Source organism: Vibrio sp. Vb2880, from assembly GCF_033337975.1.
Classification (GTDB): domain Bacteria; phylum Pseudomonadota; class Gammaproteobacteria; order Enterobacterales; family Vibrionaceae; genus Vibrio; species Vibrio alginolyticus.
In genome coordinates this window covers 18,724-38,610 of record NZ_JAWORT010000011.1, presented here as the reverse complement: position 1 = coordinate 38,610, position 19,887 = coordinate 18,724, and the positions used below count along the sequence as shown (strand labels likewise).

General features: G+C 45.3%; 17 protein-coding genes. 7 read left to right on the top strand and 10 right to left on the bottom strand.

Annotated elements, in window-relative coordinates; translation table 11 throughout:
* Positions 1-60: 60 nt before the first annotated feature.
* Entirely contained in the window at positions 61-2,343 is a 2,283-nt protein-coding gene (locus R7M92_RS13505; protein ID WP_318133628.1) for a tetratricopeptide repeat protein, read from the bottom strand.
* 164 nt (positions 2,344-2,507) lie between these two features.
* Entirely contained in the window at positions 2,508-3,353 is an 846-nt protein-coding gene (queF, locus tag R7M92_RS13500) for an NADPH-dependent 7-cyano-7-deazaguanine reductase QueF (RefSeq protein ID WP_053306524.1), read from the bottom strand.
* A gap of 108 nt (positions 3,354-3,461) precedes the next feature.
* Here queF and syd point away from each other — a divergent pair, with 108 nt between their 5' ends.
* Both syd and R7M92_RS13490 read left to right on the top strand, forming a co-directional pair.
* Complete coding sequence (gene syd / locus R7M92_RS13495) at positions 3,462-4,007, top strand: SecY-interacting protein (RefSeq protein WP_005381970.1); 546 nt, start codon at positions 3,462-3,464, stop codon at positions 4,005-4,007.
* A 2-nt stretch (positions 4,008-4,009) separates the two neighbouring features.
* Complete coding sequence (locus R7M92_RS13490) at positions 4,010-4,786, top strand: Zn-ribbon-containing protein (RefSeq protein ID WP_005383605.1); 777 nt, start codon at positions 4,010-4,012, stop codon at positions 4,784-4,786.
* 126 nt (positions 4,787-4,912) lie between these two features.
* Here R7M92_RS13490 and R7M92_RS13485 read toward each other — a convergent pair whose 3' ends face one another.
* Genes R7M92_RS13485 through metN form a run of 3 tightly spaced genes read right to left on the bottom strand, consistent with a single transcriptional unit; the run spans position 4,913 to position 7,456 of the window.
* A complete protein-coding gene (locus tag R7M92_RS13485; protein ID WP_005381966.1) occupies positions 4,913-5,722 on the bottom strand; it encodes a MetQ/NlpA family lipoprotein in 810 nt (269 codons plus the stop codon).
* 32 nt (positions 5,723-5,754) lie between these two features.
* A complete protein-coding gene (locus R7M92_RS13480; RefSeq protein ID WP_005383604.1) occupies positions 5,755-6,432 on the bottom strand; it encodes a methionine ABC transporter permease in 678 nt (225 codons plus the stop codon).
* Positions 6,422-7,456, bottom strand: a complete 1,035-nt coding sequence (gene metN, locus R7M92_RS13475) for a methionine ABC transporter ATP-binding protein MetN (protein WP_005381962.1) — start codon at positions 7,454-7,456, stop codon at positions 6,422-6,424. The genes R7M92_RS13480 and metN overlap by 11 nt, the downstream gene beginning before the upstream one ends.
* 341 nt (positions 7,457-7,797) lie before the next feature.
* On the opposite strand from metN, the gene gmhB reads away from it, so the two are divergent.
* The 4 genes from gmhB to treC all read left to right on the top strand — a co-directional run bounded on the left by gmhB (position 7,798) and on the right by treC (position 12,745).
* Complete coding sequence (gene gmhB, locus R7M92_RS13470; RefSeq protein ID WP_005383603.1) at positions 7,798-8,349, top strand: D-glycero-beta-D-manno-heptose 1,7-bisphosphate 7-phosphatase; 552 nt, start codon at positions 7,798-7,800, stop codon at positions 8,347-8,349.
* A 74-nt stretch (positions 8,350-8,423) separates the two neighbouring features.
* Positions 8,424-9,371, top strand: coding sequence for a trehalose operon repressor TreR (gene treR / locus R7M92_RS13465; RefSeq protein WP_033905853.1), 948 nt, complete (start codon positions 8,424-8,426; stop codon positions 9,369-9,371).
* Between the two features lie 176 nt (positions 9,372-9,547).
* Positions 9,548-10,972, top strand: coding sequence for a PTS trehalose transporter subunit IIBC (treB, locus tag R7M92_RS13460; protein WP_005381959.1), 1,425 nt, complete (start codon positions 9,548-9,550; stop codon positions 10,970-10,972).
* A gap of 87 nt (positions 10,973-11,059) precedes the next feature.
* Positions 11,060-12,745 (top strand): alpha,alpha-phosphotrehalase, encoded by a 1,686-nt coding sequence (gene treC / locus R7M92_RS13455; RefSeq protein WP_318133626.1) that lies wholly within the window; start codon positions 11,060-11,062, stop codon positions 12,743-12,745.
* Between the two features lie 99 nt (positions 12,746-12,844).
* On the opposite strand, the gene R7M92_RS13450 is transcribed toward treC, so the two are convergent.
* From R7M92_RS13450 to R7M92_RS13440, 3 genes are all read right to left on the bottom strand, one after another.
* The gene (locus R7M92_RS13450; protein WP_318133624.1) at positions 12,845-13,744 is read right to left on the bottom strand and encodes a hypothetical protein; all 900 of its coding nucleotides are present in this window, start codon (positions 13,742-13,744) and stop codon (positions 12,845-12,847) included.
* Between the two features lie 131 nt (positions 13,745-13,875).
* On the bottom strand, positions 13,876-15,396 hold the full coding sequence (locus R7M92_RS13445) for a winged helix-turn-helix domain-containing protein (RefSeq protein WP_017635672.1): 1,521 nt from the start codon (positions 15,394-15,396) through the stop codon (positions 13,876-13,878).
* 90 nt (positions 15,397-15,486) lie between these two features.
* Positions 15,487-16,089 (bottom strand): YitT family protein, encoded by a 603-nt coding sequence (locus R7M92_RS13440; protein ID WP_017635671.1) that lies wholly within the window; start codon positions 16,087-16,089, stop codon positions 15,487-15,489.
* A 347-nt stretch (positions 16,090-16,436) separates the two neighbouring features.
* On the opposite strand from R7M92_RS13440, the gene glyA reads away from it, so the two are divergent.
* Positions 16,437-17,687, top strand: coding sequence for a serine hydroxymethyltransferase (gene glyA, locus R7M92_RS13435; protein WP_005381985.1), 1,251 nt, complete (start codon positions 16,437-16,439; stop codon positions 17,685-17,687).
* Positions 17,688-18,106: 419 nt separating this feature from the next.
* Here the strand turns inward: glyA and lipA are convergent, their stop codons facing one another.
* Entirely contained in the window at positions 18,107-19,072 is a 966-nt protein-coding gene (gene lipA, locus R7M92_RS13430) for a lipoyl synthase (RefSeq protein WP_005391329.1), read from the bottom strand.
* Entirely contained in the window at positions 19,069-19,731 is a 663-nt protein-coding gene (gene lipB / locus R7M92_RS13425; RefSeq protein WP_005384137.1) for a lipoyl(octanoyl) transferase LipB, read from the bottom strand. The genes lipA and lipB overlap by 4 nt, the downstream gene beginning before the upstream one ends.
* Between the last annotated feature and the right edge of the window lie 156 nt (positions 19,732-19,887).

Sequence of the window (19,887 nt, the reverse complement as noted above, 5' to 3'; positions counted from 1 at the left end):
ATCTGATAATAACAAAAAACTTTATAGCGTCATTAGTTATTACGTTCAACAGGCGTTTAATTATCCATTTTTTAATATTTTCTTGATGTCGTCCTCATTCTTGTAGGACGAATGGATCTTGATCAGGCCTTGGCTAATGGCATGTTGACAGGCAGTTCTTATGTTACCTGTTGCAAAGCTAGCAGCAGGCGCATTATCGATGGCTTTTAAGAACACCCAGTGGCTTTGCTTATCCTTCAAGCTGACTTCTCGTGCGATGTGAGTCGCAAGCAACAACAGATCGAGTAATTCCTCATCGTTAATTGCAGTGTAGGCTCGGGGTAAGAACGGATAATCGCTGATGCCCATACGAATAATACGATTGACGTTGTGCTGCTGAGCGAACTCATCCACCCAAGTCTGGAATTTTTCGAACATGACTTCGGCAGAAGCATCACGGTCAGCGTTCGGTTCAATGTAGAGTAAGTTGGCATCTGAGAAATGGTAAAGACGCGACGGTTTTTCTATTTTTTCCGCAAGGAAGTCGCCAAATGCACGTTCTAGTTCTAGACCTGCCTTATAGCCGTTATGGACGTACATGCTTCGCAAGAATGGCAAATCGATCATAACAAAGCGTAGGCGATCATTAAGTGGTTCATGGATCAATTCACCCATTTGCCATTGCTCGAAAGTTTCGCTCGACTTTTTCAATGAGCGAGACAGCTTAACGTTCAGCATACGCAAGTTACGTAAACGAGAGCGAGAGTGGGTGAAGAGGTCGTTACGCAGTTTTTCGATTTCACTTGCTTGGCGCTGCATAATGACACCGCGTCGCATAATGAACAAAAACATGACCAATACAGTAATAAACAATGCAAATGAGATTTTCTGGAATTTACGATGCTCTCTTTCCACTTGCTCTAAGCGTTCTGATTGACCGATGTAATGGATGGTTTGTTCGGCAAATTCTTTTTGCTGACGGAACGCATCTTCACTGATTTGGTTAAGCTGCTTTTGTTCTAGACGAACGAGGTTGGTGTATTTTTTATAAGCTTGCAGAGAAAGTTTGTATTCGCCTGCCTGCTCGTAACCCAACCCAAGTAAACGGTATGACTGCTGTTTAATGAAGTTGTTATTTTCAGGTGACTTTTCAGCAAGCGCTAACGCCAGCTTTGCATTAGTAATGACGTCTTTACTGTCATTTTGATGATAAGCCAGACCTGACTGAAGCAGGGCAGCCTTTGCTTCAAGCTTAGGAATATTGGTGTATTCTAAAAGCTCTTTAGAGCGGTCTAAGTACTGCTCTGCTAGCGCGTAGTTATAGAGTTGTAGGTAGGTAGCCGCCAAGCTTAAGCGAATTTTAATGATTCTATTGATGTTCTTACTGGTACTTTCATGGTCAAGCACGTTGAAGTAATGCACTAATGCAAGGTTAAACTTACCCTGATAAAAGTAGATGTCGCCCATTTGCTCTAGGACGTCCGCTAGGATCGGAGAGCTAGGGTAAGAGTCATAAAAATCTGCGGCTTGAGATAAGTATTCGATCGCTTTGTCGTACACTCGTCGCTCCTGGAAGAGCCTAGCCAAAAGGCGATTCACTTTTGCTAATCTTGCACCACTGTTACTTTCAATAGATTGCCAATAACCGTATAGCAGTTCTGACAAAGCCAAATTGTACTTCTTGCTATTGAGGTAAAACTCGCCGACGGCAGTGTAGTAGTCGATCAAGGCTAACTCAGAGCGGCTATCGTCAAGCATGGTCTTTGCTTCAGAGTAAAAGTTTTCCGCTTTAATGATATCGCCACTATGTGAAGCGAGGAGTGCTCTTTGCATCACTAGTCGGTAGCGAACGCTGTCGGTGCGTTGTAATACGGCATCGGCTTCATCGAGCTGTTGTTCAATTTGGTTAAGCGTGTCTTCCGCTTTTGAGTAGTTTTCGTCGTACATCCAAATCATTTGGTTGCGCATCAGCTGGAGATCTAAGTCCATGTACGGCAATTGATATTCTTGCGCTAAGCGTTCCGCTTTATTTAGGTGCTCGATAGCCGAACGAACATTACCCATGGCGTAATCTGCCTGAGCGATAATCTTGTGCGCTTCGATGGTGCTGCTTGGTGTGCGAACGCTACGATCTGTTTCGTCGCGAGACATGGCTGAAGGGCTGTCACTTTCTTTGCGTTCTGTTAGCTCACGCTGTGACAAATAGTTGGTTGCCGCTTGTTTTGCTTGTGATGGCTCTATTTCCGCCAATTGTTGTGCTTCGTTGAGTAACGCGGACGATAAAATGGTTGCATGAAGTGGCTGTACAAACAGCAAGCAAAGAAAGCCAATCAACTTGAATAGACGCGAACTGTCCCAAAACATCCTTTCGTTCCCTCGAACTGTTTTTAGATATGGCGATAACGGCGAAAAGCCTCAATTAGCCGTTTAAATGCGGGTTGAAGCCATTTGATATAGTAACATGCTTGGACAATAAAAACGTCCGGCAACCCTTTAGATTGCCGAACTTATTTCTGTTGCCTATGCGCTTACTGACGAGCCATACGGTGATTGTGAGCTGGCTTATCTTGTTCCGTTGAGCGGTAAGGGTTGATATCCAAGCCTCCACGGCGCGTATAGCGGGCAAATACGGTCAGTTTGCTTGGTTGGCAGTATTTCATTAGATCCGTAAAAATACGCTCTACACACTGTTCGTGGAACTCATTGTGCTCGCGGAAAGACACTAAGTAACGTAACAGCTTCTCACGATCTATTTTTGCGCCTTGGTAGCGAATTTCTACACTGCCCCAGTCGGGTTGGTTAGTGATCAAACAGTTTGATTTCAATAGGTGGCTATGTAGCACCTCTTCAACTTGTATTTTACCTGCCGCACCTTCAAGCAAATCGGCATCAAAATCGTAACTGGTGATGTCAATGTCTTGGTCATCTACACATTCACCGTCCATTGTCACGATAGGTTGATTGGTATAGTGGGTCACTGGATTCACCTCAACCAGCACCTTTTCACCTGCGCATTCAGACAGGTCTTGTGTTAAACGCTCAGTCACTTCTTCCCAGCTTGCAAAGCGGGTTTGGTTGTAGCTGTTTAAGTACAGTTTGAAAGACTTCGATTCAATCAAGTTTGCGCTGGTGGCTGGAATGTATACTTCGCCAACGGCCACTTGTGGTAAACCTTTACTATTTAACCAAGACAGTTCATACAGCGTCCAAATGTCGTGCCCCATGAAAGGCAGAGTATCGCCTAACTGAAGGTCATCTCGGTTCAGGCTGCGAGGGACTGGTTGCAGCAAGCTTGGGTCATACTGGTTCGCATACTCGGTCGTTTTACCTAGTGTTAGGCCAGCAAGCTCTTTAGCGTCAGAATATTTGCTCATACTTTGTGGTCGTTTTCGATTAGAATGGCGAGAATTTTACTGAATCCGCTGGTCAATTGCCATCCGGCAAGTACGGCTATCTGATAAATAAGGAATGAGGAGACCTTCATGACCCAAAACGTTACTCAGGCGCTACAAGAGTTCAGCCTGCGCTACCAACAAGCTTGGCAAGCTAAGCACAATGAGTTGCCAAGCAGTGAAGAGCTTGCAGAGCTTGTTTCTCCTTGTGTCGAAGAGAAGCGTGATGGAAAGGTGCTTTGGAAAGCGGTCGCACGTGATGAAATGGCCGATTTCACCAATGTGGAAAATGCGATTGAGTTGTCACTGCAAGATGATGTTAAAGCCTTTTATGGTTCTCAATACTGCGCCGATATGGAGGCAACTTGGCAAGGTAATTCGTTGACGCTGCTGCAAGTCTGGAGCGATGACGATTTCGTGCGTCTACAAGAAAATATTCTTGGTCATTTGGTGACGCAGCGCCGCTTGAAACTTAAACCAACAGTATTTATCGCAGCGACAGATGAGGAAATGGATGTGATTTCTATTTGTAACCTCACTGGCAATGTGATTCTAGAGCGTTTGGGCACCTCTAAACGTGATGTATTGGCAGATTCATTGGTTGAGTTCTTGAATAAGTTAGAGGCTGCCGTCTAAGTATGTATGTTGTTGAGTTGCAGTTTGAGTGTTTTGATAACACCACCGTCAGCGCGGTAGACAAAGCCATTAATGGCTTGATGGATGCTCTGCGTTACAACGGCCAAGTATTAGGTCGTGAATTTCCGATAGTGATGGGAGAAGGTGAATTTTTCGTTCGTGTTGTTTGCCCAGAACAAGACAGCTTGCATCCACGTTATCACTCAGATTTCGTCAAAGTGTGCATGAACCGTTTGTCGGATGCGTCTTTGCTTGCACCGAAAATGCGTATGCTGGGGCGTGATTTGAATTCAGAACAAGCAGCCGAAGAAGAGACACCTAGCTGGCAAGTGTTGTACACGACTTATGTTCATACGTGTTCGCCTTTGCGAAGTGGTGAAACCCTGTTGCCAATTCCTTTGTATCGTAATGAGCCAACACTTAATGGAGACCATAAAGCCGTCATTAAGTGGCAGACTGAGTGGCAAGCGTGTGATGAAATCCAAATGGCAGGGGGCTGCCGAGCGGAACATGCGGCGCTGCACGAAATTTGCGATGTGGATAGTGTGCTGTTTCGCCGAGGTTGGGACTTACGTGGCCGTATCGAATACATCACGAAGATCCCTACGTACTATTACCAGTATCGTGTCGGTGGTCAGTCGCTGGAGAGCGAGAAAGCGCGCAAGTGTCCAAAATGCGATGGCGAGTGGCTACTCGATGAGCCACTACATGACATATTTCATTTTAAGTGTGATGACTGCCGAATCGTGTCGAATATCTCTTGGGACCATCTTAAGTAGCGAATTGAAGCTACTTAAATGGGTAGATAGACAAATAGAAAGGGCTGATGTTTTCACATCAGCCCTTTTGTGTTTAGAACGTTTATGTTTAGAACGTTGTTTTCAGTCATGTTTTGAAAAGTGGGATTACCAACCTTTCACAACACCGCCTTTGAACAGCTCTTTTGCCGCTTCGTAAACTTCTTCCGTCTGGTAAGCTTTTACGAAGTTTTGTACGTTTTGCGCATTAACATTTTCTTCGCGAGCGACAATTAGGTTTACGTATGGTGAGTCTTTATCTTCAACGAACACGCCGTCACGCTCTGGCGATAGGTCGATAGAGCTTGCGTAAGTGGTGTTGATGATTGATAGCGTTACGTCATCCAATGAACGTGGAAGCTGTGGGGCTTCTAGTTCAATGATTTCGATATTTTTAGGGTTGCCTACGATGTCACGTACTGTAGCGAGTAGACCAACGCCATCACGTAGCGTAATTAAACCTTGCTGCTCAAGAAGCAGTAGTGAGCGACCTAGGTTAGTTGGGTCGTTTGGTACTGCGATGCGTGCGCCATCTTGAATTTCATCAATTGATTTTACTTGCTTTGAGTAACCAGCAATAGGGTAAACGAATGAGTTACCCGCGATAGCCAGTTTGTAGCCGCGGTCTTTCACTTGTTGGTCTAGGTATGGTTTGTGCTGGAACGCATTCGCGTCTACTGAACCATCATCCAGAGCGGCGTTTGGTGTTACGTAATCGGTAAATGTTACTAGCTCAACGTCTAGGTTGTATTTCTCTTTTGCTACTTTAGCGGCAACTTCGGCTACTTGTGCTTCAGCACCAGCAATAACGCCAACTTTTACTTTGTTTACGTCTACTTCTTTGTCGCCGCAACCCGCTAGAGCAAGAGCAGAGGCGGCCGTTGCTACAGTCAAAAGACCTTTAAGGCTAAATTTCATCTTTATCTCCTTATAATTTGTATTTTTGATGCTTATCTGTGGTCTACACGGCGCACCACTGCGTCGCCGATAGACTGAATAATCTGTACTAGAACAATCAACATCACGACAGTCACGGCCATGATAGTTACATCGTAGCGGTGGAAACCGTAACGAATGGCTACGTCGCCTAGGCCGCCGCCGCCTACCGTACCCGCCATAGCTGAGTAGCTAACGAGAGTGACCAAGGTAATCGTTACTGAGTTAACAATAGTCGGCATTGCTTCAGGTAGTAGAACTTTTGTGATGATCTGTGTTGGTGTCGCCCCCATTGACTGCGCTGCTTCCACCAAGCCTGTCGGTACTTCTAATAAAGCACCTTCAATAAGACGAGCGACAAAAGGAATGGCGCCAATAGTCAGTGGGACGATTGCTGCGGTTGTGCCGATAAAGGTTCCAACTAGCATTTTTGTCACTGGAATAATCGCAACCATCAGTACGAGGAATGGCACTGAGCGACCAATGTTAACGATAGCGCCTAAGCCGCTATTTAGTTTGGTGTTTTCAAGTAGGCCGCCTTTCTTAGTAATATGGAGGATTACGCCTAATGGAATACCCACAGCAAAGCCGACTAATCCGGCAACCGCAACCATGTAAAGCGTTTCCCACGTTGCACCTAAAAGTAGTTTGCTGTTTAAACTCAGCCATTCAGAAATCGTATTAAAGGACATAACCAAGTACCTCTACTTTTACGTTGTGCTTACGCAGGTATTCAAGAGCTGCGTTGTCATCTTCTTCGTTACCAAATAGCTCTGCGACCATCATGCCGAATTTCACGCCACCAGCGTAATCAAGGTCGGAACTCAAAATACTCACATCAATATTGTATTTACGAGAAATTTGCGACATTAACGGTGCATCGACGGTTGCGCCAGTAAACTCTAAGCGAACCAACGGGTAGCTGCCATCAACACGCTCTGCTTGCAGACGAGCTTGGTAATCTTCAGGAATGGAAAGATCCAGCGTTGAGCGAATGAATTGGTGCGCTAGCTCTGTCTTAGGGTGCGCAAAAATATCGCCAACGGTGCCTTTTTCCACCAGCTCACCACCACCGATGATTGCTACTTCGTGACAGATACTTTTTACGACTTCCATTTCGTGAGTGATAAGTAAAATCGTGATGTTGAGTTTGCGGTTGATCTCTTTCAATAACTCAAGGATAGATTGAGTTGTTGCCGGGTCGAGCGCACTAGTGGCCTCATCACAAAGCAGCACGCTAGGATCGGATGCCAATGCACGAGCAATTGCCACACGCTGTTTTTGTCCGCCACTTAAGTTAGATGGGTAGCTCTCGTGTTTGTCGGCTAAGCCCACAAGCTTTAGCAACTCAGTTACTTTTGTTGTGATTTGCGATTTGTCTTTACCTGCCAGTTCTAGTGGCAGTGCTACATTATCAAACACAGTACGAGACGAAAGCAGGTTAAAGTGCTGGAAGATCATGCCAATGTTACGGCGTGTTTCGACTAGTTGTTTTTTGCTGAGTTTGGTTAGATCCACACCATCAACGATGATGGAACCAGAGGTCGGCGCTTCTAACATGTTGACACAGCGGATCAGCGTACTTTTACCAGCACCTGATGAACCGATAACACCAAAGATGGTGCCTTTGTCGATGTGTAAGTTAATGTCTTTCAGGGCAAGGATTTCCTTACTGCCTTGGTAGAACACTTTATTGACGTTTTTTATTTCTATCATGTTTCAACCTGCCCAAAGATACGGGGAACTTCGCTGTCAAAAACGACCTTTGACAGAACTTAATGTTGAGCTTTATCTCAATTTTCAGTTGATGCTATGGGTTAAGCAGAATGAAGTCAATAGATATTTTTACGTCTAGACGTCTAAATGTATGGATGTTCTGTTTTGAAACGAAGATGTATAGATAACAAGCAGGAGGTAGACGGCGGGGCACCCTCAGATTTACCGATTCTTGCCCAACAAATCAACCGTTTTGTCGAGGCCTAGAATGAATTAGATAGTGTTGAAGTTTATAAGGTATGTAATAATCTGATTAAACCGAGTTAATAGAGAAATACGTTTTGGCAAAACCTGCTGTTTTTATCGATCGTGATGGCGTGATAAACGTTGACCACGGCTACGTTCATGACGAACATGATTTTGAGTACATTGATGGTGTATTTGAAGCGACGAAAGCGCTAAAAGATAAAGGCTACCTTCTAGTGTTAGTGACGAATCAATCGGGCATCGCACGCGGTAAATTCAGTGAAGACCGTTTCTTGTCTCTGACTCAATGGATGGATTGGAACTTTGCTGATAATGGTGTTGAGTTCGATGGTATCTATTACTGTCCACATCATCCAGAACATGGCATTGGCGAGTACAAGCAAGATTGTGCGTGCCGTAAGCCAAAACCAGGCATGTTCATTTCTGCGCGTGACTTCTTGAAGATCGACATGGAGAAATCTGTGATGATCGGCGATAAAGCTGAAGACATGATGGCAGCAGAAGCGGCAGGCGTTGGCACTAAGATTTTGGTTCGCACTGGTAAGCCAGTAACGGAACAGGGCGAAGCCATTGCAACGGTAGTATTAGATAGCATTGCAGATGTGCCTGCGTACTTAAACAAGTAATCTTCATTACTGACTGAGATAAGGGAAGCCACTGCTTCCCTTTTGTTTGATTCCTTCTTTTAGTCTGAACACTTATGAGCAAAAAACTCACCATTCTTGATATCGCAAAATTGGCAGGCGTGGGCAAATCGACAGTAAGCCGTGTGCTTACTAACGATCCAAAAGTGAAACCCCAAACGCGAGAGAAGGTTGAGCAAATTATTCGTGAATCTGGTTATGTGCCGTCCAAATCTGCGCAATCAATGCGTGGCGGCAGCCAAAAAGTTATTGGGGTTATCATCTCCCGTTTAGATTCACCATCAGAAAATCGCGCCGTTGGTACCATGCTCAATGCTTTGTATTCCGCTGGTTATGATGCGGTGATCATGGAAAGCCAATTCGATCGCGATAAAACCAATGAGCATTTGGATGTGCTTAAACGTCGCAACGTCGATGGGGTGATCGTGTTTGGTTTTACTGGATGTGATGAGCGAGCATTGGCGGAGTGGGGTAATCGTATCGTCGTGATCGCGATGGACACGCAAATGGTTTCTTCGATCAACTACGACAACCAAGGTGTGATAGACATGGCTTTGTCTCATCTTGAGCAGCAATCTTTATCTCGCATTGCTTATATTGGTGTTGACCCTGAAGACAAAACCACTGGCTTAGCTCGTCTAAATGCTTATAAAGCTTGGTGTCAACGCAAACAAATTACACCTTGTTTCCAGACGGGTAAGTTGAGCCATGAAAGTGCTTATCAGTTGGTAGACAAAGTCCTTCAATCTGACACTCAGGCCATCGTGTGCGCCAGTGACACCATCGCGTTGGGCGTGATTAAGCGTCTTCAAGAGTTAGGACGTGAAGACGTGGTTGTGACAGGTGTTGGAGGTAATGAATTGCTCTCTTTCCTTTTCCCTAAAGTATTTAGTGTCGACCCAGGTTATACCCTTGCAGGTGAGAAGTCCGCTAACATGCTGATCAATCAATTAAATGGCGATGAGGAAGTGGTTCACTTTACTCAACAGCCTATCGTTTATTGACCCACACTAAAACGATCTGCTCTAAAATTATACTGTGATCACTCTCAATTAATGGGACTGTTCCCATTTTGTTTTTTGCCTTCGGATGGCAATATTAAAATCAAGAAATGGGAATGTTCCCATTTATAAAAACAAAATGATGAATCGAATGTATCCAATACAGGGTGGACAAAGTTATGAGTAAGATTGCGCGTAAAGACGTGGAGCGTCTTATTGAGCTGGTCGGGGGGCCGGACAATATTGCCAGTGTAAGTCACTGTTTAACTCGCTTGCGTTTTGTTCTAAATGATACGGACAAAGCAGATACGAAACAGTTAGAAGCATTACCGATGGTGAAGGGCTGTTTTACCAACGCAGGCCAGTTCCAAGTGGTTATCGGTACTGAAGTGGATGAAGTTTACAAGGTACTGATCGGACTGACGGGTAAAAGTGAAGCCAGCAAAGACGAAGCGAAGAACGCTGCTCGTCAAAACATGAATATCGTTGAGCGTGGTATTTCCCACCTTGCAGAAATCTTTGTACCACTGCTACCAGCGATCATCACCGGTGGTCTGATCCTTGGTTTCCGTAACGTGATTGGCGACATCAAGATGTTTGATGGTCAAACGCTAACGGAAATCAGCCAGTTTTGGGCAACGGTACACTCTTTCTTATGGCTGATTGGTGAGGCGATCTTCTTCTTCCTACCGGTTGGCGTGTGTTGGTCGACAGTGAAAAAGCTCGGCGGTACTCCGATTCTGGGTATCACGCTTGGTGTGACATTGGTTTCTCCGCAGTTGATGAACGCCTACCTGATTGGTAAGCAAGTACCCGAAGTGTGGGACTTTGGCTTATTCGCCATCGAGAAAGTGGGCTATCAGGCGCAAGTGATTCCAGCAATGCTTGCTGGTATGGCACTGGCGTTTATTGAAACCAACTTAAAACGCATCATTCCGTCTTACCTTTACCTAGTGGTCGTGCCGTTTGTCTCAATCATTGTGTCTGTGATTCTTGCGCACTCTATCATTGGTCCATTCGGTCGTATGTTGGGTGACGGCGTTGCTTTCGCAGCAAAAGCAGCCATGACGGGTGACTTCGCTATGATTGGCTCAACCATCTTCGGCTTCCTATACGCGCCATTGGTCATTACTGGTATTCACCACACTACCAACGCGGTAGACCTTCAACTGATGCAAGAGCTAGGCGGTACGCCAATTTGGCCTCTGATTGCACTTTCAAACATTGCTCAAGCGTCTGCGGTCGTCGGCATCATTATCATCAGTAAAAAACACGGCGAGCGTGATATCTCAGTGCCTGCGGCTATCTCTGCTTACCTTGGCGTGACTGAACCGGCGATGTACGGCATCAACTTGAAATACAAGTTCCCAATGCTGAGCGCGATGATCGGTAGTGCGTGTGCTGCTGCTATTTGTGGTAGTGCGGGCGTAATGGCGAACGGTATCGGTGTGGGCGGTTTGCCGGGCATCTTGTCTATCCAACCGCAGTTCTGGGGCATTTTTGCTTTGGCTATGTTAGTCGCAATGCTGGTACCTGCTGCATTAACGTTAATTCTTTATAAGCGTGCACAAGCCAAAGGTGAGCTTGAGCCTGCAAACGCGTAATTCTATTTGAGGCAGTGACTTGGCTGCCTCCTCCTATTTTTCTTTTCAAATTTTAAGTTTCCGATTACTGGTAAGTGAGTGTTAGAAATGGCTATGACCAAGCATGATGAGAGCTGGTGGAAAACCGCAACCATCTATCAAATTTACCCAAAAAGCTTTTGTGACAGTGGCAGTAAAGGCACGGGCGACATCAAAGGGATCATTTCTAAGCTGGATTATCTTAAGCATCTTGGTGTGGATGCGATTTGGCTGACGCCGGTTTACCAATCGCCAATGATCGACAACGGTTATGACATCTCCGATTACTACTCGATCAACCCTGAGTTCGGCACGATGCAAGACTTTGATACTTTGCTAGCAGAAGCGCATCAGTTGGGTATTCGTATCATCATGGACATTGTAGTGAACCACACGTCGACAGAACACAAGTGGTTCCAATCCGCACTGGGTGATACAAACAGCCCATACCGTGATTACTACATTTGGAAAGATCCGGTAGATGGTGTTGAACCAAACAACTGGCAATCAAAGTTTGGTGGCAACGCTTGGGCGCTGGATGAAAAAACAGGCCAGTACTATTTGCACCTTTTTGCTAAAGAGCAAGCGGACTTAAACTGGGAAAACCCAGTAGTGCGTGAAGAAGTGAAAGAAGTCATCAGCTTCTGGGCAGAAAAAGGAGTGGATGGTTTCCGTCTCGACGTTATCAACCTGATTTCCAAGCAGCAAGATTTTCCAAGTGACGATATTGGTGATGGTCGTCGTTTCTACACGGATGGTCCACGTGTGCACGAATACCTTCAAGAGATTAGCGAATCTGTGTTTCAAAAATACGGCAGCGTGACGGTGGGTGAAATGTCTTCCACTACGCTAGAGCACTGCCAGCAATATTCTTCGCTAGACGGCAAAGAGCTATCCATGGTGTTCAACTTCCATCATCTGAAAGTCGATTATCCAAATGGTGAAAAATGGACCAAAGCGCCGTTTGATTTCATTCAGTTAAAACAGATCTTCAATCATTGGCAAACGGGCTTAAATGGCAAAGGGTGGGGGGCGTTGTTCTGGTGTAACCACGACCAGCCACGCGTTGTCAGCCGATTAGGTAACGAAGAGCAATACCGTGTTGAATCTGCCAAGATGCTTGCGGCATCAGTGCACATGATGCAAGGCACACCTTATGTTTACCAGGGGGAAGAGATCGGCATGACCAACCCGGGTTATACCGAAATCAGCCAATATCGTGATGTTGAAAGTACTAACATGTACGACATCATGGTCAACCGTGATGGTGTATCTCATGACGATATGATGGCGATCTTGGCACAGAAGTCGCGTGATAACTCACGTACACCAATGCAATGGAACAGTGCAAAACACGCGGGCTTTACTGAGGGCACGCCTTGGCTTGAAGTGGCGAAGAATTACACTGAAATCAATGCTGAAGCTGCGGTTGCCGATTTAAACTCGGTGTTCTACTTTTACAAGCGTCTGATTGAACTGCGTAAACAGGTTCCAGTGATCACCGATGGTCGTTACGAGGACCTGCTGCCAGAGCACAAACGTATTTTCGCTTACGCTCGTCAGAACGATAAGCAAACGCTGCTGTGTATCAATAACTACTATGCTGAAGAGGTGGAATGCGTTCTGCCAGAACGTTTTGATATGAGTAAAGCGAAAAACTTGCTATCTAACTATCAAAACTCAGCGAGCGCAGTCGCGTCAAACCATCAAGTGTTACGACCTTACGAAACTCGTATTTTATTGATAGAAGAATAAACTCGGGTGTCATCACCCCTAAGATTGATGTTCGAGATGAAGGCTTTGGTGTGCTCCCCAAAGCCTTCTTTTATTGAGATATCTCTAAAAAATGCGAGCTTATTTTGTTTCAATCGCTGTTAGCTGCACTTTCTCTTCGTTGATTTGTACTTGTTGTACTTTCAGCAGTTCAATTTGTTCAATCAGACCTAAGCTCGGATTAAACCAACGTTCTGCCGAAGTGGCGAACTCCATTGAGTCCATATCATCACAGTTTAGGTTGTAGATGTTCTCTTCCATCAGGTATGCCGCTTCAATTTTCTTGCCTGAGATCGAGAACGCTTTACGCACACCAGTCTCTCGGATTTGCTGTTGCCAAACCACTTGGCAAGATGCTGTCATAGGAAGGTTTTGTACCCACTCATGATCTTCAAAACGGTCTAGAAGGTTGTGAACTGCGTAGCCTGTAAGAGTGGTTTGCAGAGACATAGTTTCTTCACCGATGTCAATATTCGGGCTTTTCTCTTTTACGTCGTCACCGTTTAGGCGGAAAATCGGACTGCTGTGCATAAGCATGGCAATAAACTGATGACCAATGAAATAAGCGTCAGTGATTTCATGGAGTGCACCATCTGATCCTACAAAGTAAAGCGTATTGCTCTCTTCGTCGTCGTTGTACTGCTCGTCTGAATAGTAGAACTGTTCGGCGCCGTAGTTCACCAAGTCATTAACCAACTGGACCATTGCCTCGCTGTTTGGGATTTGTGCCAATGCTGCCAATATTTGCTCGCGATCCATCGCTTGGAAGCTCAGTTTCATGTCGCCTTCTGGTTGGCCATCCAAGCTAAATGCGTAGTTTAGCTGTGTGCTTGGCGTGGGAGCGAAGATTGAGTTGTGAATCGAGACGTCGAAACTTTCTTGAGGCACTTTGTTTGGATTCGCACTGTCAGAAGACGAACCTCCGCCACAGCCGTAAAGAGCCAGAGTTGCTGCTGCGATAAGCGTCATTTTGTTTAGCATGGTTTACATTCCTGATTGATAAGGCCGCTTCATGTTGGGCCGTTGCTTGAATGCGAGCATGCTAAGTTCAGCGAGAGAAAAAGGGCAAAAAACAAAAGCTAACAGGGGTTAACGAAAGCTTAATTTTATATTTAGGTCTTTGTTTTATTGGTGGTTATTTCGTTGGCCACATTAGTGCAATACTCGTTAATGAGCGCTTTCCATCGGCTTATGATTTCTTGATCGGTCACACTAACATGCAACGTTTTCCACGGTTGGAGGCAAGTCTCTTTGGATTCAGATTGAGAAAGACGCTCAAACAAGGTTTCGGAAGGTAAAACGCGCAGCAGCGCAACCAGTGATTCCATGTAGTTGAGACGGAACTGTTCAAGTTTGTTCTGCTTGTAAGCAATGTGAGACACAAAGGTATAAATCAGTGCGTTTTGGATACGTGAGTCGCCATCTGGTGTCGTTAACAGGGCTTTTGCCCTGTCTAAGTTACCTAATTTGAAATGCAATAGACCTAACCAGAGGCTCAGCTCATCTGGCAAAACATCAAACGACGATTGTACTTGAGTTAAATACGCTTCCAGCTTTTGATGTTCGTGCTCGTATAAGGCGAGATGTCTTGCCGTTGTTATAGCCGCAAACTCATCAGATTGTCGGAGAGGTTGGCTAGAAAAGGCATTCTCGAATAACATTTTTTTGTGAAGATCCGAAAGCTGCCACGTACTTGCCGAAGGTGCAGGCAGATTGAAGTATTGCGCGACATCCGAGTGCATTTGGAAAATATCCGATTGTAGGTCAGATAAACGCAGTGTGTACTCATTGCGAAACGCCAGCTTGCCCGTCGCAGGATAAATAAGGTTCATCTGCGCTTTCAAGATGCCTTGCTCTGCGCCGTCTTTTAACTCGATATTGAGCTCGTAGTCGCTGGTCTGCATGTTTCGTGCGCCAGGGAAATATGGCGTATGACCGATAGGATCAAGAAAGTAACTGGGAGCATCTTGGTTGGCGATGTCGGTGTATGGATATTCGACCTGTTGTTGCAGCAAGATGGCTTTGACCAGTATGCGGTATTTTCGCGCCTGAGAGCCGATTGAATCGACACGGTTGAGTAGTAGCTCGACTTTGGGAATCAGTAGTTGATGACGTGTTTGTTGTGTTGAGATTTCTTGGCGTTGCCATAACAAGCTTGCGAGCGTCACGCTACAAACTGCAAGTATGGCACACAAGCTATAAGCAAAAATCAGCTTGAAGTTCTTATTCCTCGCAACCTGAGTTGGGATAACGCGTCGATGGCTTTTCGCTGGTGGCACCAAACGAATATTGGCAGGGTTAAGAAAGTAGCCTTTGCGGGGGTAAGTGACTAAAAGCTTAGCGGCATCGTATTCGGGTAAGTACTGCTGTAGCAGGGCACGTAAGGTGCTAATGCGGTTCGTGAGCACATTCTTAGAGATGAACTTGCTCTGCCAAATGGTTTCAATAATGGTGTCAGCAGAGAGTGGGTGGCCAACGCTTGTTAACAGCAGTTCTAATAATTCAATGGTGCGAGGTTCAAGATCAATCGCGATAACATCTTGATGAAGGGTCTGTGTCTTCGGGTTATAGATCAGCTCTCCAATCGCAATACAACTGTGAGTCTGTTTAGCTTGTTGCAGAAAGTCGCGCATACCGTACCGATCTATTTGGAAATCGCGAAGTATTATATAGCGATTGGAGCGCGAAATCTTATAAATCGCGCTTCAATCATTATCAAAAATTTATGAACCGTAGGTCACGGAATAGCGGTGCGGTTTGTGGTTCATCGCTAACACGAGATTGAGTGCAAACGCCCCCAAAATTGAAAGGCCAATCACTTCTGGTGTGACAAAGAAGAATGAAGCAAACAGGATACATGCATCGATTGCCATTTGGCTTTTGCCAACTGAAATGCCAAATTTGTCTTGGATAAACAAACACAGCACGTTAAAGCCACCCAAGCTGGAGCGATGTCGGAATAGGATCAGCATACCGAGCCCCATTAAAAGTCCGCCTGCGACGGCGCAATAAACTTCATTTACCGATTCGAGCGAGATTAGCAAATAAAGATGATCTGCAAAGATAGAAACCAACGCGCCAGAAATGGCACTATTAATGGCGAAATGACGGCCGAAGCGTTTCCATGCTAGTAAGTAAAAAGGACTGTTTGCTAAAAAGTACAGCACACCAAAGGTAAAAGGTGTAAATTGGCTAATAAGCAGAGCCAATCCAGTCGTGCCTCCCGTTAGAAGGTTCGCGGATTGGAGAAAGAAAACGCCTTGAGCTACTAAAAAGGTACCCGTGAGAATCGCTATCCAGTCTTCTTTTAATGAGTGTTTTTCCATCAATGTTGCAGTCATTAGTGATAAATAAGGCGTGCATAGTAGTAAAAAGATGATCTTTTCGGTAGCTAGAGGGTAAAATTTACGGTAAACCTATGTAATTGCTGTTTTACAGGGTGTAAAGCACAAATTTGACAGGCAATAGATTGTCGTTATGCGATTGCAATGCTGGCATGATAAACATTGCTTGTCATCATGAAAAAACTGCATGAGAAAAATTGTAAATTTCTCTTTATGACCTAAATCAAATTATGTAGAATGCGCGCCATTAGGGTGACGAAAACGTTTGCGTCGGGTCATTCAACAGTTTTTTTGCAACTTTCAGTACTAATCTGAGTCAGGAGATACAGATGCTTAAGCGTGATATGAACATCGCAGATTACGATGCGGAACTGTTCGCAGCTATCCAGGAAGAAACTCTTCGCCAGGAAGAACACATTGAACTTATCGCTTCTGAAAACTACACAAGCCCACGTGTAATGGAAGCGCAAGGTTCTCAGCTAACGAACAAATACGCTGAAGGCTACCCAGGTAAGCGTTACTACGGCGGTTGTGAGTACGTAGATAAAGCTGAAGCACTAGCAATTGAGCGTGCATGCCAACTATTTGGTTGTGAGTACGCTAACGTACAGCCTCACTCAGGTTCTCAAGCAAACAGCGCAGTTTACATGGCGCTTCTTAACCCTGGCGATACAGTTTTAGGCATGAGCCTAGCGCACGGTGGTCACCTAACTCACGGTTCACCAGTAAACTTCTCGGGTAAGCACTACAACGTTATCCCTTACGGTATCGATGAAGCTGGTCAAATCAACTACGACGAGATGGAACAGCTAGCACTTGAACACAAACCTAAGATGATCATCGGTGGTTTCTCTGCTTACTCGCAAATCGTTGATTGGAAACGCATGCGTGAAATCGCTGACAAAGCAGGTGCTTACTTATTTGTTGATATGGCGCACGTAGCTGGTCTTATCGCCGCCGGTGAATACCCAACACCAGTACCGCATGCTCACGTGGTAACAACAACGACGCACAAAACACTAGCAGGTCCTCGCGGTGGTCTTATCTTGTCAAATGCTGGCGAAGATATGTACAAGAAATTGAACTCAGCAGTGTTCCCTGGTGGTCAAGGTGGCCCTCTAATGCACGTTATCGCTGGTAAAGCAGTAGCGTTCAAAGAAGCGATGGAGCCAGAGTTCAAAGCTTATCAAGCTCGCGTAGTGAAAAACGCAAAAGCAATGGTTGGTCAGTTCCAAGAGCGTGGCTACAAAATCGTATCTAACGGTACAGAAAACCACTTGTTCCTTGTTGACCTAATCGACAAAGATATCACTGGTAAAGACGCAGACGCGGCACTAGGTGCAGCAAACATCACTGTAAACAAGAACTCAGTACCAAATGACCCACGCAGCCCATTCGTAACGTCTGGTATTCGTGTAGGTACGCCAGCGATCACTCGCCGTGGCTTCACTGAAGAAGATGCAAAAGAGCTAGCAAACTGGATGTGTGACGTTCTAGATAACATCGGCAACGAAGAAGTTATCGAAGCGACAAAACAGAAAGTGCTAGAAATTTGTAAGCGTCTACCAGTTTACGCCTAACATTTTTTGAAAATAACTCAGGCGAACTCGTTCTATTTCTGCGATTCGGTTTGATTATTTGATTGATGAAAGGTCCTCATTTGAGGGCCTTTTTGTTTGTCTGGCGTTTGGAATGAGATATAGCGAGAGTGTGTGATAAGGGGATGGCTACCAACACTGTCCCTTTTCAATATACCCAAACCACGTCATTCCGACGAGCCGAGGCGAGATCAGGAATCTTGTTGAGGCACACTCTTTTACTCAGAGTTTCCCTAAAAATCCTCAGTATTCTGAAAACAGATTCTGAATCACGTTCGTACCTCGCTGTTCAGAATGACGGTGGTAGAGTGGCTTTTTATCATCATTTGCCAGATACAAAAAAGGTTGGCACTGAGCCAACCTTTTCTCTTCAAAACAAGCTTTTCAAAACAAGCGAGAGCTTATTTAATCTCGATACCTTGAGCTTGCATATCGGCATGGTAAGAAGAGCGCACAAATGGACCACACGCTGCATGCGTGAAGCCAAGTTCTAGTGCAACTTCTTTTAGCTCGTCAAACTCTGATGGTGGAACGTAACGTTCTACTGGCAAGTGGTGACGGCTTGGCGCTAAATACTGGCCTAGAGTCAGCATCGTTACGCCGTGTGCGCGTAGATCTTTCAGTACTTCGATGATTTCTTCTTTGGTTTCACCAAGGCCCATCATCAAACCAGACTTGGTCGGTACATCTGGATGCTGCTCTTTGAACTTCTTAAGGAGCTCAAGTGACCATTTGTAGTTCGCACCTGGGCGAGCTTTACGGTAAAGACGTGGCGCGGTTTCTAAGTTGTGGTTGAAGACATCTGGCGGATTGTCTTTCATTAGATCAAGCGCTACATCCATGCGACCACGGAAGTCAGGAACCAGTGTTTCAATCTTAATATGCGGGTTTAACGCACGGATCTCGCGGTTACAATCGGCAAAGTGTTGTGCACCGCCGTCACGCAGATCGTCACGGTCAACAGAAGTGATTACTACGTATTTCAGCTTCATATCGGCAATGGTTTTCGCCAGTTTTTGAGGCTCTTCTGCTTCCGGTGGTAATGGGCGGCCATGAGCAACGTCACAGAAAGGACAACGACGAGTACAAATAGCACCTAAGATCATGAAGGTTGCTGTACCGTGGTTAAAACATTCCGCTAGGTTCGGGCAAGATGCTTCTTCACATACGGAGTGAAGTTTATTCTTACGCATCGCCGCTTTGATGTCTTGAATTCGTTGGCTGTCGGCTGGTAGCTTGATCTTCATCCAATCAGGCTTACGTAGCACTTCTTTCTGCTCTGTAGGCATGTTCTTTACGGGAATCAATGCCATTTTATCGGCGTCACGATATTTAACGCCTTTTTCCATCTGGATTGGTTTGCTCATGCTTTATTACCTTGAGAAGGTGCTTCTGTGCTGAATTCTACTTGCTCATAATCGAGCAAAGTAACGAGTTCTTCTATTAATTGTTTTTCTACGGCTTCTACATTGTCTGGGCCGCCAAATTGGCTGACCTGAACCATTTCCATACCTTCATAACCACAAGGGTTAATACGCAGAAACGGTGTTAAATCCATATTTACGTTCAAGGCTAAACCATGAAACGAGCATCCTTTACGAATGCGTAAACCGAGAGAGCATATTTTCTTACCGGCAACGTAGACACCTGGTGCGTCAGGTCGTGCGGCTGAGTCAATATTGTATGCTTTTAGCGTGTTGATCACGAGGTTCTCGATTGTGGTAACGAGATCTCGTACACCTAATTTTTTACGGCGTAGGTTGATCAAGAAGTAGGCGACCAACTGACCAGGGCCATGATACGTAACCTGGCCTCCGCGATCACTTTGTACAACAGGAATATCGCCAGTGTTAATCAAGTGCTCAGCTTTACCTGCCTGTCCTTGCGTAAATACTGGGTTATGTTCTACCAACCAGACTTCATCACGGGTTTCTTCTGTGCGTTGGTCGGTGAACTCATGCATCGCCTTCCATACAGGCTCATAGTCTTGGCGGCCAAGTCGTTTTACAACAAGTTGGTGTTGCATGGGAATTCCTGTTGCTAATATATAAAGTTTTTGGATTATAAACCGGATAACCCTGATGCTCTACCGCTGCGTAACAGATTTTTAACTGAAAGCGATGTAAAGCCTCGTTATCTCTTTGATAAATAAAAAGAAAGCAGCCAAAGCTGCTTTCAAAAA

What these genes read in the sequence shown, in the direction of transcription:
- R7M92_RS13505 (WP_318133628.1), bottom strand. Translation starts at nt 2,343, where the DNA reads ATGTTTTGGGACAGTTCGCGTCTATTCAAGTTGATTGGCTTTCTTTGC.
- queF (WP_053306524.1), bottom strand. Translation starts at nt 3,353, where the DNA reads ATGAGCAAATATTCTGACGCTAAAGAGCTTGCTGGCCTAACACTAGGT.
- syd (WP_005381970.1), top strand. Translation starts at nt 3,462, where the DNA reads ATGACCCAAAACGTTACTCAGGCGCTACAAGAGTTCAGCCTGCGCTAC.
- R7M92_RS13490 (WP_005383605.1), top strand. Translation starts at nt 4,010, where the DNA reads ATGTATGTTGTTGAGTTGCAGTTTGAGTGTTTTGATAACACCACCGTC.
- R7M92_RS13485 (WP_005381966.1), bottom strand. Translation starts at nt 5,722, where the DNA reads ATGAAATTTAGCCTTAAAGGTCTTTTGACTGTAGCAACGGCCGCCTCT.
- R7M92_RS13480 (WP_005383604.1), bottom strand. Translation starts at nt 6,432, where the DNA reads ATGTCCTTTAATACGATTTCTGAATGGCTGAGTTTAAACAGCAAACTA.
- metN (WP_005381962.1), bottom strand. Translation starts at nt 7,456, where the DNA reads ATGATAGAAATAAAAAACGTCAATAAAGTGTTCTACCAAGGCAGTAAG.
- treR (WP_033905853.1), top strand. Translation starts at nt 8,424, where the DNA reads ATGAGCAAAAAACTCACCATTCTTGATATCGCAAAATTGGCAGGCGTG.
- treB (WP_005381959.1), top strand. Translation starts at nt 9,548, where the DNA reads ATGAGTAAGATTGCGCGTAAAGACGTGGAGCGTCTTATTGAGCTGGTC.
- treC (WP_318133626.1), top strand. Translation starts at nt 11,060, where the DNA reads ATGGCTATGACCAAGCATGATGAGAGCTGGTGGAAAACCGCAACCATC.
- R7M92_RS13450 (WP_318133624.1), bottom strand. Translation starts at nt 13,744, where the DNA reads ATGCTAAACAAAATGACGCTTATCGCAGCAGCAACTCTGGCTCTTTAC.
- R7M92_RS13445 (WP_017635672.1), bottom strand. Translation starts at nt 15,396, where the DNA reads ATGCGCGACTTTCTGCAACAAGCTAAACAGACTCACAGTTGTATTGCG.
- R7M92_RS13440 (WP_017635671.1), bottom strand. Translation starts at nt 16,089, where the DNA reads ATGGAAAAACACTCATTAAAAGAAGACTGGATAGCGATTCTCACGGGT.
- glyA (WP_005381985.1), top strand. Translation starts at nt 16,437, where the DNA reads ATGCTTAAGCGTGATATGAACATCGCAGATTACGATGCGGAACTGTTC.
- lipA (WP_005391329.1), bottom strand. Translation starts at nt 19,072, where the DNA reads ATGAGCAAACCAATCCAGATGGAAAAAGGCGTTAAATATCGTGACGCC.
- lipB (WP_005384137.1), bottom strand. Translation starts at nt 19,731, where the DNA reads ATGCAACACCAACTTGTTGTAAAACGACTTGGCCGCCAAGACTATGAG.